Source organism: Nostoc sp. C117 (assembly GCF_043099735.1).
Classification (GTDB): Bacteria; Cyanobacteriota; Cyanobacteriia; order Cyanobacteriales; family Nostocaceae; genus Nostoc.
Map to the genome: position 1 here is coordinate 1,167,200 of NZ_CP170991.1, position 17,559 is coordinate 1,184,758.

The 17,559-nt window shown below is 41.4% G+C and carries 11 protein-coding genes and 1 pseudogene; 10 read left to right on the forward strand and 2 right to left on the reverse strand.

Going from position 1 to position 17,559, the window contains the following annotated elements; genetic code table 11:
- The first annotated feature begins 108 nt into the window (after positions 1-108).
- On the forward strand, positions 109-2,469 hold the full coding sequence (locus ACFG4S_RS06370) for an ATP-binding protein (RefSeq protein WP_392533989.1): 2,361 nt from the start codon (positions 109-111) through the stop codon (positions 2,467-2,469).
- Positions 2,470-2,827: 358 nt separating this feature from the next.
- Here the strand turns inward: ACFG4S_RS06370 and ACFG4S_RS06375 are convergent, their stop codons facing one another.
- Positions 2,828-3,433, reverse strand: a complete 606-nt coding sequence (locus tag ACFG4S_RS06375) for a DUF4360 domain-containing protein (protein ID WP_392533990.1) — start codon at positions 3,431-3,433, stop codon at positions 2,828-2,830.
- Positions 3,434-4,287: 854 nt separating this feature from the next.
- Here ACFG4S_RS06375 and ACFG4S_RS06380 point away from each other — a divergent pair.
- The 5 genes from ACFG4S_RS06380 to dapB all read left to right on the forward strand — a co-directional run bounded on the left by ACFG4S_RS06380 (position 4,288) and on the right by dapB (position 9,946).
- Complete coding sequence (locus ACFG4S_RS06380; RefSeq protein WP_392533991.1) at positions 4,288-5,217, forward strand: fatty acid desaturase family protein; 930 nt, start codon at positions 4,288-4,290, stop codon at positions 5,215-5,217.
- Between the two features lie 77 nt (positions 5,218-5,294).
- The gene (locus tag ACFG4S_RS06385) at positions 5,295-6,185 is read left to right on the forward strand and encodes an iron-containing redox enzyme family protein (protein ID WP_392533992.1); all 891 of its coding nucleotides are present in this window, start codon (positions 5,295-5,297) and stop codon (positions 6,183-6,185) included.
- A 194-nt stretch (positions 6,186-6,379) separates the two neighbouring features.
- Positions 6,380-7,702, forward strand: a complete 1,323-nt coding sequence (locus tag ACFG4S_RS06390; RefSeq protein WP_392533993.1) for an APC family permease — start codon at positions 6,380-6,382, stop codon at positions 7,700-7,702.
- Positions 7,703-7,856: 154 nt separating this feature from the next.
- The gene (locus ACFG4S_RS06395) at positions 7,857-8,918 is read left to right on the forward strand and encodes an NAD(P)H-dependent flavin oxidoreductase (RefSeq protein WP_392533994.1); all 1,062 of its coding nucleotides are present in this window, start codon (positions 7,857-7,859) and stop codon (positions 8,916-8,918) included.
- A gap of 227 nt (positions 8,919-9,145) precedes the next feature.
- Entirely contained in the window at positions 9,146-9,946 is an 801-nt protein-coding gene (gene dapB, locus ACFG4S_RS06400) for a 4-hydroxy-tetrahydrodipicolinate reductase (RefSeq protein WP_392533995.1), read from the forward strand.
- 371 nt (positions 9,947-10,317) lie between these two features.
- Here dapB and ACFG4S_RS06405 read toward each other — a convergent pair whose 3' ends face one another.
- A complete protein-coding gene (locus tag ACFG4S_RS06405) occupies positions 10,318-10,773 on the reverse strand; it encodes a transposase (RefSeq protein WP_392533996.1) in 456 nt (151 codons plus the stop codon).
- Between the two features lie 1,383 nt (positions 10,774-12,156).
- Here ACFG4S_RS06405 and ACFG4S_RS06410 point away from each other — a divergent pair.
- The 4 genes and pseudogenes from ACFG4S_RS06410 to ACFG4S_RS06425 form a co-directional block, all read left to right on the forward strand.
- Positions 12,157-13,875: a diflavin flavoprotein gene (locus tag ACFG4S_RS06410; protein ID WP_392533997.1), complete on the forward strand. Its 1,719-nt coding sequence runs from the start codon at positions 12,157-12,159 to the stop codon at positions 13,873-13,875.
- Between the two features lie 98 nt (positions 13,876-13,973).
- A complete protein-coding gene (locus tag ACFG4S_RS06415) occupies positions 13,974-15,686 on the forward strand; it encodes a diflavin flavoprotein (protein WP_392533998.1) in 1,713 nt (570 codons plus the stop codon).
- A 479-nt stretch (positions 15,687-16,165) separates the two neighbouring features.
- Positions 16,166-17,233: a TIGR03032 family protein gene (locus ACFG4S_RS06420; protein WP_392533999.1), complete on the forward strand. Its 1,068-nt coding sequence runs from the start codon at positions 16,166-16,168 to the stop codon at positions 17,231-17,233.
- Positions 17,234-17,281: 48 nt separating this feature from the next.
- Positions 17,282-17,437 (forward strand): annotated as a pseudogene (locus tag ACFG4S_RS06425) (hypothetical protein); the annotation flags it as partial.
- Positions 17,438-17,559 lie beyond the last annotated feature (122 nt).

The window sequence follows — 17,559 nt, forward strand, 5'->3', positions numbered from 1 at the left end:
TTGGTTGGCTAGGGAATCAATCCAACAAAAGATTTTTGACCATTTATTGTTTACTACAAAAGTTATCGGTAAAGCCACGGAACTAGGATTAGGCAAGACGAAAGCGGCTTGTCGTCAAAGATCACTCGTCAAGTGCATATCTACAATGACTTTCAGGAAATCTTCAGCCTAAATACTTATCTTTACTACTCTATGCTTACCCAATTTAAACAAATCCTTAACAACGAGTGGTCTTTGAAGTCTGTCCATATCGTTAAGAATCGCCCTACCTCACTTACCCACAAAACACTAATTAATATGGCATTGCGAGTAACGGGGGTGGTACTTGTGTCTGCTGGGGTAAGCTATGTCCATGTTATGTCCCGTTTAGAAGCCCAGACTCAAACGCAGCTAGAAAAGTACATCAGCGGACGGGGAGAGCAAGAAAGCAGCATCTTTCAACTCGCACAGGATAACCTCGCAATGCTTGGCGATCGCCTTTTGCTGGAATTCAAGCAACCTAATAATATTGATTTCCAGGCGGAATTTGAGCGGCAGTATTTTTCCTGGAACGATGGTACCATACGCAATTTTCCTCAAAATCGACCGATTAAAGACTTTGATTCGACTCGATATGCGGGATTATTCATTGGTCGAAATGTGCAAATAACTCAAGAATTAAAGCAGCGTGTGCTAAAGGCTCATCCAGTAATTAGTGCTTACGGGGCTGCTTGGTCTAATCGGTTTATCGATGCCTATTTTCTTACACCAGAAAATGTAGGATTTAACTACTGGAAAGGAGTGCCGTTCACGTTGGAAGTACCGCCTAATCTCTATAACCCGAAGGAGGAATATTTTTATATTGCCGATCCTAAACATAACCCGGCGCGATCGCCTAAGTGGACAGGTGTTTATCTCGATCCAAGTGTCAATATCTGGATGGTTTCGGCAATTGTACCTGTTTATGAGGGCGATCGCTTCCTGGGGGTTGTGGGACATGATGTAGTCTTAACTGATCTCATGCAGCATACGATCCAGGATCAATTACCAGGTACTTACAATCTAATTTTTCGCTCAGACGGTCGTCTAATTGTCCACCCCCAGCGCACTGCCCAAATTCAGCAAGCTCAAGGTCAACTCAAAATCGATACAATCAACGATCCTCATCTCAACCGTATTTTTCAGCTAGTGACAAACACTCAAGCAAAAACTCACGTCCTTGAAAATAGCCAAGACCGTGAATACTTAGCAGTGACCCGCTTACAAGGTCCAGATTGGTATTTTGTCACCGTCTATCCCAAATCACTGCTAGCGGGAGAAGCATGGGATACGGCTCAATTTATCTTAATGTCCGGTGCAGTGGCGCTACTGATTGAAGTGTTGTTGCTCTTCTCGGTGTTGCACCAACAAATTGCTAAACCCCTCCAGCAATTAACCGCCGCTAGTAACCAACTTGCTAACGGTGATTTTGCGATCGATCTCGATTCCATGCGACAGGATGAACTGGGAGGACTCGCCAGTTCTTTCAACAGCATGGCAAGTCAATTGAAGACTTCTTTCATCCAACTAGAACAGGTAAACAATGCTTTAGAGCTAAGGGTTGCAGAGCGGACAACAAGGTTACAAAAGACACTTGAAGAACTACGTCGTACTCAAGCCCAGATGATTCAGAGTGAAAAAATGTCAGCCTTGGGGCAACTGGTGGCAGGCGTGGCGCATGAGATCAATAATCCTGTCAGCTTCATTCACGGCAACCTCGCCTATGTACAAAATTATGCTCAAGATTTATTGAAATTTATTCAACTGTATCAGTATCACTATCCCAATCCAGTTGCTGAAATTCAAACTCAGGCTAAAGAATTGGATCTGGAATTTATTCGAGATGATCTGCCGAAGATGCTGTCTTCAATGGAAATTGGCACCAATCGCATTCGCGAAATTGTGCGATCGCTCCGCAATTTCTCGCGTTTAGATGAATCTGAATTTAAGACGGTTGATATTCATGAAGGTATTGATAGTACGTTATTGATTTTGCAATATCGTCTGAAAGATCAACACCAACGTCCAGCAATAAAAGTGCTAAAAAACTATGCTAAATTACCTCCGGCGATCTGCTACCCCGGACAACTCAATCAGGTATTTATGAATATTTTGTCTAATGCTATTGATGCATTAGAAGATGCAAATCAGCAACGCACACCTACAGACATTGATTTACATCCTAACACAATTTGGATTCATACTTGCTTGATACCTGAAAACCAAATCAAGATTTCCATTGCAGATAATGGTATTGGAGTTCCAAACACAATTATAACAAGGTTATTTGACCCCTTTTTCACAACTAAAAATGTAGGTAAAGGATCTGGATTAGGTTTAACTATCAGCTATCAAATTGTTACTGAACTACATCAAGGTAAACTTGATTGTAATTCCATACAAGGATTGGGCGCAGAATTTGTCGTCACCCTACCTTTAAAAGCTAGATGAAGCATCTGCTCAACTGTGTCAATAAATCGCTTCACTTCAAGAATAGATGTCTGCGGATACTGGTTATTGGGTTTGCCCTATAGACTTAGCTCCAATTGTGTGGAATCAATTAATCAATATCAGGATTAATAGACATCTCCGAAAACTATCAAAGATTTGCTGTAGCTAGCTTATAAGTGAGGATGGGAGGAAGTTGCAGATTATGCGTCTCTGTTTTTAGAAAGTAATTGGTCGCTTCACGGTATCAATCTGCATAAGAGTGAATGGCACTAAGAAAAGGGAAAATGCAATCCTTACGCTGCATACCCATCAGCTTAACTTAGTGCCATTCCCTCCTGAATCCTCGCTTTGAAAAGACCTAACTACACTGGCGATATTTGATGTGATAAACCAACCCACGGTGGGCAAGGTCAAAGGAGTCAACAGTAGCCATCCCTTGACCATGAGCCGTCATCGCAGCATTTACCCGCATATTTACACTGTCGCCACAGCGTGACCAGACATCAGCCACAGTCACTAATTGATCTCGAACGTTGTAATCTTTTTCACCTCTAAATGTCCTAGAAAAAACAGGGCCACCCTGACCAGCAAAAAAGTACTCTGCTCTAAGTCTGGCAATTGTGGCGGGAGCTACATAGCCCCGATAATCAGCATCGTAGAGGGAAATTTGAAAGCCTTGGGGTACTTTAATCGGAATGCTCAAGTTACAGCTTTTGCGGCTTTGTGCTACGTCATTCCCTATCGCTATAAATTTATCGAATAGAATACTTAGCTCTTGACCATCAGGACTGACGCTCACACTAGCAGATTTTTCCGGGCAGCCATTACCACCATATTCAGCACTTAAAATTTCAACTTTGTCCTCAGCAAAGGCTGGTCCCACAGAAGCCGTTATCAGTGTAGCTGCAGCCAGAGAGGCTTTTACAAAGTTGATAGAGGTTTTTTTGAAGCTTTGATTATGCATCACTCACCTGTGTTGAGTATTTTCAATAGTGTTGAAGACAAATTTGATGCGAAGAATTTCAGAAATCTCAATCATTAAAAATTTTCGCCATTGGGAAATACTACGCGGATACTGTTAATTTTTCTCCTATGTACTAAGCTTTCTTGTTTAATCCAGCAGTTCCAAGTCAGTATACTGATGTCGTCTGGAGTTATATCTGTAAAGAAGAGGTAGCCTGACGCTTTGTTCCCGTTGAGCTATTACGTGTAATTGCTGGCTATATATATTGATATGGCGCGATCGCTTTTTTGGCATTGAGGCGACAATCGTGTAATTTGGGTTTAGATGGTAGAGAGTAGAGCATAAACTCTTGAGTAGGTGAAAAGCAATTATTGACCCTCAGACTGCAAGTATCTTCAGGCAAAATCCTACTTTCGCTTCAAAAATGCTCAAACTTATATACAGCGAGGCTTTTCAGACCATCTTACTGCTTTTTACTTGTATCTCGGCTCAATACCAAAAGGGGAATTAAGGAATTTAATCTTGAATGCTGCTTTACCTTAAAAAGCTTGTTGTTGCGGCAAACAACTCCTTTAAGTCACGCGTATTTGAAAGAATGCATCCGTGATAGACCCAGTTAATTGCACATTTGTCAAGAGGGTGTAGGACAAGGGGATAAATCCAGCTTGGAGACTAGCTTTCGTAGAGTTTTTACCACTCCTAAATCTTGATTCTCTTTTGCAGCAAATTTGATGCTCCCTTTGGCAACGCGTAATTCCTAACTATTTAATAACTGTCTCGTAACATTTTATTAATCCAGTCTTTAAACTCTTGATTTATCTTGAGCTAAGACTGGAAAAAGCAGCACGAAGATTATGAAACTGACTAATCATTTCTCTGATAAAAGCAATCACTTTGCTTTCAAGCTGCTAATTTTGGTGATTCTAAGCAGTACCTTTGTAACCGCAATTTTATTGGTTTCAGGTCCAGTGAAGCTCGTGCCCCAAATTTTGTTGGGGCTGATGTTTGCCCACAGTGTTGAATTGATACATGAATTAGGCCACCATGTCCTCTTCTTCAATGAACGCATAAATCGCTGGTTAGGAGTCGTACTAGGGTTTCCCATGCTAGTTTCTTTTTCCCGCTATAAGGCTCTGCATGGATTTCATCACCGGGCATTGGGTACTCCAGAGGATAAAGAGTCCTTTAACTACAGTTACGAAAGTCTTACATCGCTTCCAGGGTTTCTTTTTCATCTTTCTATGCTCGGTCACTACTCCAACTCTTTGAACCTAATGCGAGCATCTGTTTTTGGTGAAATCAGAGAAGAAAATGTGCCGTCTAGTGTTTTACAGCGTATCCGCAATGAGTTCCGCTTGATGGCTGCCCTTCTCCTCATCATGCTTGTGTTATCCATTTGGTTGCAGACATCGATTTTCGTGGATATCTGGCTTATTCCCTTGCTACTGAGTGCCAGCATTGCACATGCCTTGATTGAGTTGCCCGAACATTTAGGCTGTGACAGTAAGACGACGAACCTATTTCAGAATACCCGCACGATTCGGACGAGCAAGCTCATGAACTGGTACGTCAACGGCAACAATTTCCATGTTGAACACCATATCAATCCGTCTTGGCCTATTGATAGGCTTTCTGAACTTCACAATCAGGTTGCATTGCAAATCGAGCATCTGGAGCCTTCATACTGGGCATTCTACAGAAAGTTCTTGTCGAACCTTTATCATCGAAGCGTTAGACAGAAAAATCAAGTTGACCTGAGTACTACCGAATTTGTAAAAAAATAGCGCACAAGAACGGAAAATACTGAGAGCTTTATGTCAGTTTTGTCAAAGATTTGTTTTTGAAAAAATCAAGAGGAACTATGTCTTTAAGTCAGATTTGTAATGTTTATGAATTTCAAAAACAACTCAATGAGCATTATTCCAATCTTCTGTCAGACCCAACAAATATTGAGCGTATTCCAGACGATCCGAAATTGCTTCAAAAAATTAGAGATATGGAAGATGCGTGGGATAGTTACGAGATCGAACGAGTATCTCAAGAGCCTCTACCAGACAGCGCTTCTGAATTTATCGATTGGTATAACAACTTGCAAATCATTCATCGCAATGATGTGAGTTATTTATTTGACTATTTGGCACATGAGGCAAATGCGACTGAAATTGCCTTTTATGTGTGTTTGGAAGAAGAAGTAGATGGCCATTTCGATGATGTCATCGCAATGTCACAACTTGGTTTACGGGGAAAACCAAAATTAATAATAGCTGAGAATTATTGGGATGAAATGGGGCGTGGAAATTTAGATGATATGCATACCCAAATGTTTTCAGTTTCGGCAGATTTCTTAAAAGGTCTTGTTAAAGAACGTGGAATTGACTTACCTACTCAAATTCCTTATGAGGCCTTGAAAAATGGAAATATGCTAATGATGTATGGTTTGCGTAGGCGTTTCATTGGTAGGTTAATTGGTGCAATTGGAATACTAGAAGATACTGCTCCATACCGATTCGCTGCTACGGTAGAGGGAATGAAACGTTGTAATCTGCCAGATTATGTGATTCGCTATCACGAAGCGCATAGTGATGTTGATTCCGATCATGGAGCAGAGTTGTTGCAAGATGTGATCTTACCTCTGATTGGGGAAAATAAAGTTCTCATGAAAGAAATAACCTTAGGAATGCTGATCAGGTACAGGATTGCGTTAGACTACTACGCTTCGATTGATAAGTGGATGAAAACGTCGGGATCGTAATCATTAGACATAGAAGTGAAAAAGAATGTAGAGATGTAGTAGTACTACTACGTCTCTATAAAAATTTTGGATAACACAGTATTTAATTTCTAGAGTATTTCATTTCTAGAGTCTATTTAAATTTAAATAAGTAGACGCGAATGATTATTCCTAAGAAATTAAATAATATAACAAATTCTCAATAGGAATCTCGGATGGAATATGTAAAGAGAAATCAAGCGAAACCATCGAATTTGACCATAGGGCGCTGGCAAGCTTCAACCTTAGCTGTGTCTTTTGTGGTAGGAGCAAGTATTTTAGTTCTTCCCACACTAGCCTTTGAAATCGCAGGACCAATAGGCTCCATTTGGGCCTGGATTTCAATGACCGCTATGACAATTCCACTGATTTTAATTTTTATCGACCTGGGCATCCGTGATTTTCAGTTAGGTGGTATTGGTGACTATTGTAAAGCTTCACTAGGTCAGTGGTCGGAACTTGGAGTTCACCTCACACTTTTGAGTGCACTGCTTTTTGGAATTCCTGCAATTGTATGGATCACAGCGGGCTTCCTTCAAAAAGTGATAGGTATAGGCAATGAGTGGCTTCCGATTTTAGCTCACTCAATCCTGATAGTCCTCTCTTTGAATAATATGAGACCTATCCGAAGAAGCACCCATATTGCTTTTCTTTCATTTTTTGTTTTGGTTTCCATAGTTTTTCTTGTGATTATCTTAAATTTAGGGGCGCTGGAAGTAGGATTGAAAGAATTTCTGGATACTATTTTTCAAAATAATCCCTGGAAATCTTTTAACAACGGGGATGCCTCCGTCATCTGGGAAAAGTCGTTGAAAGCATCTGTTTTAGTGTTCTTCGGTTATGTAGGTTGGGAGAGTTTAACTCTCTGTTTAAAGGATCTTGAAGACCGAGAAAAGAACATCCCCTTTGTTTATTGGGCTAGTTTTGGCTCAGTTGCTATACTCTATTTTGCATTAGCCCTCACTGTTAGTGGTGCAGCTCTAAGTGGTCTTAACCTTTCAGGTGAAGAAGGGATACTGAAGCTTATTTCTTGGAACCCCTTACGTTTGACTTTAAGTTTAGTGATGCTGGTAGTGTTACTTGCCAATGTCAACGCTTGGCTACTTGGAGGTAGTCGACAGCTGCATCAATTCTTTTGCTCTGGCCTCGTACCTGGTAGTGCTTGGTCTCGGTCTCTTGCTACCCTGGATCGGGGTGGCGTTCCACGACACGCTGTATTTTTGTACTCTGTCCTTGGGACGCTTTTACTATTGGGACTCGATCTCGGATGGATATCGGTTTCAGGATTGATCCTCTTCGTGAATCAAAACTGGATTGTTCTGTATGGTGGAGTCCTCTTACATTATTTTCGACGAGCTAAATCTATTCGTGAGTATGTAATTGCTTTTGCTGCTACAATGTCTTTCCTGATCCTTGTTTCAGTTTTCTCTTGGTGGCTCCTTGTAACACTTACATATTTTTTAGTGAGTGCTGGAGTGAGTAAATTTCGGATCGTGTAATCGGGTTAGAGAACTTTTGCTTGCTTAGAGCCTTATCGACGTTTACTGATATAAAATACCTCAATCTATCAAGGTAAAACGGCGCTCTCAATTATTTCCTTGCAAATTCATGTGGATTTAAGAAAGTGCAAAAATTACAGGAAAACGTAGTAAGGTGAACGAGTTGACATACGAAACACGGCTTCTTTCTACTGCACAAATGCAAACCTCTCTTTGTCACCTTCTCAATATTGAACTACCGATCATTCAAGCTCCTATTGGCAGCGCAACATGTCCGGCATTAGTTGCTGCGGTTTCCAACGCAGGTGGACTAGGTATGTTTGCTATGAGTTGGCGACACACGGATGAGATTCAACGGATGATCCGCGAAACACATTTACTCACCGACCATCCATTTGGAATCAATTTAGTATTGGCATGGCAACAGTTAGAACGGCTAGAAGTTTGCTTAAAAGAAGGTGTCAAAATTATTTCCTTCTCTTGGGGCGATCCTACGCCTTACGTAGATATTGCCCATTCTGCTGGTGCTATAGTTATTCAGACCGTTTCGAGTGTAGCCGAGGCAAAACAAGCGATCGCCGCAGGTGTTGATATCATTGTTGCTCAAGGTTGGGAAGCCGGAGGACACGTTCAGGGACAGGTCACAACATTTTCCTTACTCCCAAAAGTTGTTGATACCGTTCATCCCACACCTGTTGTTGCCGCAGGTGGAATTGCAGATGGACGCGGGATTGTCGCTGCCCTGGCGCTTGGTGCGTCCGGTGTATGGATAGGAACCCGCTTTTTAGCAAGTGTTGAAGCTGCCGTACATCGACTCTATAAAGAAAAGTTGCTACAAGCTACTGAAAGCGATACGTTCTACTCATGCCTGTTCAATATTGGTTGGAAAGATGCACCGCACCGTGTTATCCGAAATAGCACAGTCATCCAATGGGAATCTGCCGACTGTCCACCTATTCCCCAACGTCCTGGTGAAGGAGAAGTTGTGGCTGAAAAAGCAGATGGCACTCCTATTATTCGCTACAGCGATGTCATGCCATTACCAACAATGACGGGTAATTTAGAATCACTGGCGCTATACACAGGACAAAGTGTAGGCTTGGTATCTCAGATCCAACCTGCCGGGGAAATTGTGCGACAACTTGCATTTGAAGCTAGGAGTGTATCAATATCTCTGCGAATTTACGAGGGTTCAACACCTGTAGAAACGGGATGAATACGTCCGGTAGTCCCTGCAAACTTGTGCGAGTTGTTGTCATCAACCATTTTTTGGAATAGGAACTACCTTTTTTCTCCCGTCAAGTCAAGTTGTAAGTTGGGATTAAATTTACATTAATTATAATCAAATAAATTCAGCCAAAGGGTTCGATTGAAATTTTTGCAACACAACTACAAAAATTAAATACGATAATAAAAGTTCAAAAATTGCAAGGAGCACTTCTCATGCCTATAGACGTCTGTTTAGCTGGTGTCACAGGATGGGTGGGACAATGCTTAGTTTCAGCGATCTCTACTGAGAAAGACCTGAATCTCGTAGGCGGAGTCTCAAGAACCTATGCTGGCAAGAGATTAAATGAGGTGCTGATGCAGACCCCACTAAATCTAACCATCAGTGGTTCTGTCAAAGAAGCTTTAAAAAATAAATGCGATGTTTTAGTTGATTACACTAAACCAAATGTAGTTAAAAGCAACGTTCTAGAAGCTATCCAAAACGGCATACATGTAGTCATTGGTACTTCAGGACTTACAGATGAAGACTTCGCGCAAATAAACGAACAAGCAATAAAGTATCAAGTAGGAGTTTTAGCTGCTGGTAATTTCGCAATCACGGCGGTACTTCTGCAACGTTTTGCCGAGATGGCAGCTAAGTACATTCCCTATTGGGAAATTTTGGATTATGCCAACGAAAAGAAGGTGGATGCACCAAGTGGAACAGCTCGAGAACTCGCCTCCCGACTTGGACAAGTTCAAAAGCCAATTCTGTACAATTCTATAGAAGAAACTCAAGGATCAAAAGAAAGTAGGGGTGCAACACTCAATGGAACCCAGGTCCACTCCTTACGTTTGCCTGGTTATACGCTGTCAGTGGAAGTCATCTTTGGTCTTTTAGACGAAAAGCTGATAATTCGCCATGAAGCTGGAAGCAGTGCTGAACCCTATGTGAAAGGAACGTTACTAGCTATTCGTCAAGTGAGTTCCTTTATAGGATTGAAGCGAGGTCTTGATAGCATTATGGAATTCTAGCGTCCTCTAACACTACATCCTTTATACCGTATGGTTCAGTTAAGGCTGAAAGTCATATAAATTAGACATTGTTCCCAAGAATGGAAGTTGAGTGTGGTGCATCTCAAGGATTTCTGGTTAGTGTCTTTTGATATACAAAGTGGTCACGTGCTTAAATGTGACTGTGACTTAAAGTAAAAGCTTGCCGTTGCGGCAAACAATTCCTTTAAGTCACAATCACAATAACCACCATCACCTGATACTTTGTCTTTTTTTCGTTGCGCCATTAGTAAGAACTTTAGTGCGAAAAAAAATCATAGACTAAAGTTATTACTACAAACATGTATTACCATGAAAATTAATGTGAGTGTTACTAACTTTTAAAAGCAGCTTCAATGATTCTGTTTTTGCGATTGTATGGGTTCATCTAGAAACTTTCTTCGTCTTTTTTTGAGTACTCGTCGTAGTCGGTCTGCACTCAAATTTATTTGACGTTCAGATGCTAGTTTTTCTGCGAGTTCTTTAGAATTATAAGTCTGTGGCTCTTGAGCTAAGCAATTTTCTAGATAAACTAAATCTGATTCAGAATATCGGGGTTTTCCCCCTCGACCAGGAGCATCCCATAAGCCTGCTAAACCCATCTTTTCCCAGCGATGAAGGGTTTGACGTACTGTTGAAATTGCCCAGTTCAAGCCTTTGGCAATTTGCTCATTTTTTAAGCCGCGAGCATTTAACAGTAAAACTTGGGCACGATCCTTGGTACGTTGAGGAGCATCTTTGGCTTTTCTTAACTCTTCTAAGGTCAACTTTTGTTCTTCAGTGAGAAAAATTTTCAATCGACATCCCATAAACGATAACCTTTTACACAGTAAATTTTTGGCATTTTTATATCTAAACTACGCTTGTATTTCTGCATTTACTAAGTAATACATTGCTCCTCTGGTTAACGAGTATTAAGGATGGTGAAGTCTAGTCTTATGGCTGCTAGGCGTTAAATATTCGCTGGAGAATACTATTAAAGTTTGTAATTTATCATTGGTAATGAGTTTTCGTAAAAAAATCAGCAGATCAAAAATGACAGCCTTAGCCTGTATAGGTCAATACTTTTCGGTTAAACCCAATAATCTCTTTTTTGGTCTGGGGAAAGGTTAAAGGGCAATGGGGAAAGTGAAATTACAAACCCTTTCCCTTTCCCCTTTCCCCCTTAACCGAAAAGTATTGCCTGTATAGGTATGTTTGTTACATAGCCAAGGGTAGTGGATTATTGCTATGAGGGCAATAATTTGCTGGTGCTGTCCTGATTAGTGTCTAATGTTGATAATAAAAAACTGTATCATCAAACTTCTTTAAATCTTCGTATTTATACGGTGATTTATCGAAACTTTAAAAAATGATTTTTCCCCTGTTCAGACTTGGATGAGCGGAAAAAGATATATAAGCCCAGTTTTTTTTATTCAAGTGGTCTGAATAAGTTGAACTACATCGGCTCTAAAAAAATATCTCTTTTCTCCACTTTACATAAATTTTACATTTTAAGTAGCAAGATTATTATTTTAGACAAAATATATTTAATATCCATTAGGGAAATGTAAATTTCTTTTCTTACTTTTCTTACCTTTCTTACTTTTCTCACCTTTCTTACTTAGTTATATGAGAGAAAAGTATCTCCTTCTGCTAGGTCTACCGTAAGACCCTGTAGAAATTGATTTGTGAATTCTAGTATTTCTTTAGGATTCATAACTGGAGAACTTTGCAAGTAAGTAAGGTACAAAATGCAAGTTCAAAATCAGAATAAAGGTTTCTAACTCCTGCTGACCCTTACAGACTCAGTACCAATCGGGTATTCTACCTCATACCTCAAAATGGTTATCTTTGTATTTTATGCAAAAAACAGTGCTGTAATTAGCAAAAATAAACGATACTATAGAATTAGTATTTGATTTTGGATAATTCTTAATTTTTTTCATATTTTATAGCGAAACAATATGATGTACATGATATTTTTAAATTAGAAGAAAGGCGGAGAGATAGCAAAATTAAATACTCAGTAATTGTAGATAAATCAATTAATATTTAGTATATTTTTTGAGTAAAAAATTATGCCGAAAAATAGCAATAATTAATACAAGTTAAAATTTTCAAAAACTACTATTGATTACAACTTTTAAAAAAAATTATAGAGACAATGGGGGCAGAAGAAAAAACTGATAATTTGCGCTCGGAGACGGATAATGGTAGCGATCGCAGAAAACGTTCAACATCGGCTAACTATACAAACTGTAGAAATTGCCCCGAATACAACGGCGATTCGCTCTCTTGATTGGGATCGCGATCGCTTCGATATCGAATTCGGACTGCAAAATGGTACAACCTACAATTCATATCTAATTAGGGGCGAACAGACAGTTTTGATTGATACTTCTCACCAGAAGTTTCGTCATCTATATTTAGAGACTCTCAAAGGTCTTGTTAACCCCAAAACCATAGATTACATAATTGTCAGTCACACAGAGCCAGACCATAGCGGCTTAGTGGAAGATGTTCTCCAGTTAGCTCCTAGAGCCACTGTTTTAGCCTCAAAAGTGGCGTTGCAATTTTTGGAAGGCTTGGTACACGATCCTTTTTCTAAGCGGGTTGTCAAAACCGGCGATCGCATAGATATTGGCAAAGGACACGAAATGGAATTCGTGAGTGCGCCTAACCTACACTGGCCGGATACCATCTTTAGCTTTGACCGCAAAACCCAAATTCTCTACACCTGTGATGCCTTTGGGATGCACTTCTGTGACGATCGCACCTTCGATGAAGATTTAGAAGCGATCGAAGCTGACTTTAGATTTTACTACGACTGCTTGATGGGTCCTAACGCTCGTTCCCTGCTGAATGCGATGAAGCGGATGGGCGATTTAGGGAAGATTAATATTATCGCCAACGGTCACGGCCCTTTACTATACCACCATCTCGACGTTTTAACCGGCTGCTACGAAAATTGGAGCCAAAAACAAGCTAAAGCAGAAACCACAGTTGGCTTGTTTTTTGTCTCAGATTATGGGCATGGTGAGCGCCTTGGTCACGCCATCGCTGAAGGAATACTGAAAACAGGGGTTGGGGTGGAAGTCCTGGATCTGAGTACTGCTGAGAGCCAAGAAATCCAAGAACTAGCAGGTAGAGCAGCTGCCATCGTTATTGGGATGCCGCCAACTAGCGCCGCCGCTGCTCAAGCTGGTATCAGTTCACTACTAGCTGTCGCCAAAAACAAACAAGTAGTTGGGCTATTTGAATGTTATGGCGGAGATGATGAACCCATTGATACACTCCGGAGAAAATTTATTGACTCTGGTATCAAAGAAGCTTTCCCCGCCATTCGGATTAAAGAAGTTCCCAATGCATCCACATTCCAATTGTGTGAAGAAGCGGGTAAAGACTTGGGACAATTGCTGGTGCGCGATCGCAACATCAAGCAAATCAAGTCCCTCGATGTCAACATGGAAAAGGCATTGGGTCGGATTAGCAGCGGACTGTATATAGTCACCACCAAAAAAGGTGATGTCAGCAGTGCCATGCTAGCTTCCTGGGTAACCCAAGCGAGTTTGCAACCATTAGGATTCACCATCGCCGTTGCCAAAGACCGCGCCATTGATTCCTTAATGCAAATAGGCGATCGCTTCGTCCTCAACGTCCTGGAAGAAGGCAATTATCAAGAACTTAAAAAGCACTTTCTCAAGCGCTTGCATCCCGGTGGCGATCGATTTGCCGGAGTGAAAACTCAAACCGCCAAAAACGGTTCTCCCATTCTGACTGACGCTTTAGCATACATGGAATGTGAAGTACAGAGCAGTATGGAGTGCAGCGATCACTGGATTTTATACTGCACCGTCCAAGAAGGTCGCGTTTCCAAAGCCGATGCATTGACAGCTGTTCGCCATCGTAAAGTCGGAAATTACTACTAGGGATTGGGTACTGGGTACTGGGACAACTCTTCCCTAATGCCCAATCCCCAATCCCCAATCCCCAATCCCCAATCCCCAGTCCCTATTCACCAACACCTATGATCAATTCCAAGCCACGCGACGTACAAGTTTTACCAATTGCTACAAATACTAAGGCTTTGAGGGCACGTAGTTGGTCACGTCTGCGGTTTGAAATTGAATATGCACTTGAAAGAGGTACTACCTCTAATTGCTATTTAATTGAAGCTGATAAAACTGCACTGATCGATCCACCACCAGAAAGCTTTACCGAAATTTATTTAGAGGCATTACGCCAGAATTTAGACTTGAGCCGTTTGGATTATGTGGTTTTAGGTCATTTTAATCCCAATCGAGTTGCAACTCTCAAAGCAATTTTAGAACTGGCACCACAAGTTACTTTTGTTTGTTCTCTTCCTGGTGCTAACAATTTGCGTGCTGCTTTCCTAGACCGCGATTTGCAAGTGTTGGTAATGCGGGGGAAAGAAACTCTGGATTTGGGCAAAAGTCATGTTTTGAAATTTGTCCCTATTCCCAGTCCGCGTTGGCCAGAAGGACTTTGTACCTACGACCAACAAACCCAAATTCTCTACACAGATAAGTTATTTGCAACTCATATCTGTGGCGATGAAGCCTTTGATGATAATCCAGAGGCGCTGAAAGAAGACCAGCGTTACTACTTTAACTGTCTGATGGCTCCCCAAGCTCCTCACGTGCAAGCAGCTTTGGAGAAAATATCAGATTTGCAGGTGAGAATGTATGCTGTCGGTAACGGGCCTTTAGTACGCACTGGCTTAATTGAACTGACTAAAGCTTATGGAGAATGGAGCCGTTCTCACAACGATCGCGAAATTTCTGTTGCTTTACTTTATGCATCAGCTTACGGGAATACAGCGACTTTAGCACAAGCGATCGCTCTCGGATTAACTAAAGGTGGAGTTGCAGTCAAATCCATCAATTGCGAATTTGCTACCCCCGATGAAATTCGCGTCAATCTAGAACAGTCAGATGGTTTTATCATTGGTTCTCCCACCATCGGCGGTCATGCACCAACACCCATTCATACTGCTTTAGGTATTGTCTTATCGAGCAGTGACAACAGCAAACTGGCTGGGGTATTTGGTTCTTATGGCTGGAGTGGCGAAGCATTCGATTTAATTGAAGGTAAACTCCGGGATGCTGGATATCGCTTCGGCTTTGATACCCTGAAAGTAAAGTTTAAACCTGATGATGTCACTCTCAAGTTCTGTGAAGAACTAGGTACAGACTTTGCTCAAGCGTTGAAAAAGGCTAAGAAGGTACGCGTACCTCAGCAAGCCGCGACTCCTTTGGAACAAGCTGTTGGTCGCATTGTTGGTTCAGTATGCGTAGTTACAGCCAAACAAGGAGAAGTGTCTACTGGGATGTTAGGCGCTTGGGTTTCTCAAGCTACCTTTAATCCACCTGGACTGACTGTGGCGATCGCTAAAGATCGAGCGATCGAATCTTTAATGTATCCTGGTGGTAAATTTGCCTTGAATATTCTACCTGAAGGTAATCATCAAGATTACATGAAGCATTTCCGGAAATCTTTCGCGCCTGGGGAAGATCGATTTGCCAACTTTAGTACAGCAGTTGCAGATAACGGCTGTACAGTTATGACCGACGCTTTGGCATATTTGGAATGTTCGGTCAACCAACGCATGGAATGTGGCGACCATTGGGTTGTGTATGCAACTGTGGATGAAGGTAAATTACTCAAGCCTGATGCCGTTACCGCCATCAACCATCGTAAAACAGGCACTCATTATTAGACAATGAGAAGTTTAGCCTGACGAAATTGCCTTAGCTTTCACAAACATCAGCCAAGGCTTTTGATTAGAAAAATTTTCTTTTTTACTCTGGGATAGGCATCTTGCCTGTCTCAGTTTTTTTTGTAGCTAATCAAGAATATCTAAGCAATTCAAAATTGTCGCTACATATACTTTTCATTTTGTCAATATCAAATAAATTATCTATCTCAAGACAGATGTTTAAGATTTTACAGTCTTAGATTATACCCATGTTCTAATATTACAAAAGCAACACTTGTTTTCAAAGTCACTTTAACAATACTCTGATTTTTAAGATGAGGAATCACTGGCTATGAACTACCAAGGGCAGCGATGTAGTAAGCTGTCGGTGCTGTATTGCCTGGATTACGCCCATAAAGGCATTGACCAAAAATTTGTTTCTGCACTGGGGCGAAATTCTCACTGATTGAACACCAGAGTTATTAAGGAGTCAAAGCCAAGTGAATCCCAGTGACAACAATATTGATAAACCATCTTTAGAAATTAACGCTTCTCGCCAGTTCACAGCTTGGCTTTTTGAGCAAAATCTCAGTCTATCCTTTACTACCTATCAAGCGGGAAAGTTATTCTTCATTGGCTTGCAACCAAACGGCAAATTATCTGTATTTGAACGCACCTTTGAGCGGTGTATGGGGTTGTATGCCAATGAAAACAGCCTCTACATGAGTTCCCTATACCAACTCTGGCGATTTGAAAACATTGTCCAACCGGGACAAAACCATCAAGGCTACGATGCTCTTTATTTGCCTCAGATGAGTTATGTAACGGGAGATTTGGATATTCACGACATCGCTTTGAGTCAAGAAAAAAATTCAATACCACAAAAGTTAGTATTTATCAATACATTATTTAGTTGTTTGGGAACAGTTAGCGAAACCCACAGTTTCGTGCCTCTATGGCAACCAAACTTTATCAGCAAACTAGCAGCGGAAGATAGATGTCATCTGAATGGATTGGCAATACAGGCAGGAAAACCCAAATACGTCACAGCTGTAAGCCAGTCAGATGTAGCAGAAGGCTGGCGGGAGCATCGGCGAAATGGGGGCTGTGTCATTGATATTGAGAGCAATGAAATCCTGTTGCGGGGATTGTCCATGCCCCACTCCCCCCGCTGGCATCAAAACAAACTCTGGTTGCTCAACTCAGGTACGGGAGAGTTTGGTTTTGCCGACATAGAACGAGGAGTGTTTGAACCAGTAGCTTTTTGTCCGGGATACCTGCGTGGTTGTGCTTTTCATGGCGACTTTGCAGTGCTGGGAATTTCTCAACCCAGACATAACAAGACTTTCAGCGGCTTGCTTTTAGATGAGAAATTGCAACAAAAAAACGTCGAACCTCGCTGTGGGTTACTGGTGATTGACCTGAGGAGCGGCGATATTGTTCATTCCCTGCGAATAGAAGGGGTGGTGCTGGAATTATACGACGTGGTGGGGCTTTTAGGTGTACGTCGTCCAATGGCGATCGGGTTTCGCAGCGACGAAATTCGGCGGGTAGTGACAGTGGGATGAGAAACAATTCAAAATTTCAAATTTCAAAATTAACAGGAACTAATAAAAATGGCATCTAATCCAGCAATTTTCAACCTATCTGATATCAACGGCAGCAACGGCTTTGTAATCAACGGCATTGATTCAGGTGATTCTTCAGGCAAATCTGTGAGCGATGCTGGAGACATCAATGGTGACGGCATCGACGACTTGATTATCGGTGTAGGTTATGCTTATCCCAACGGAGGAGGTGGGAAAAGCTACGTGGTATTTGGCAGCACCAGTGGCTTTGGTTCGTCCCTCGACCTCTCATCTCTGGACGGCAGCAATGGCTTTACCATCAATGG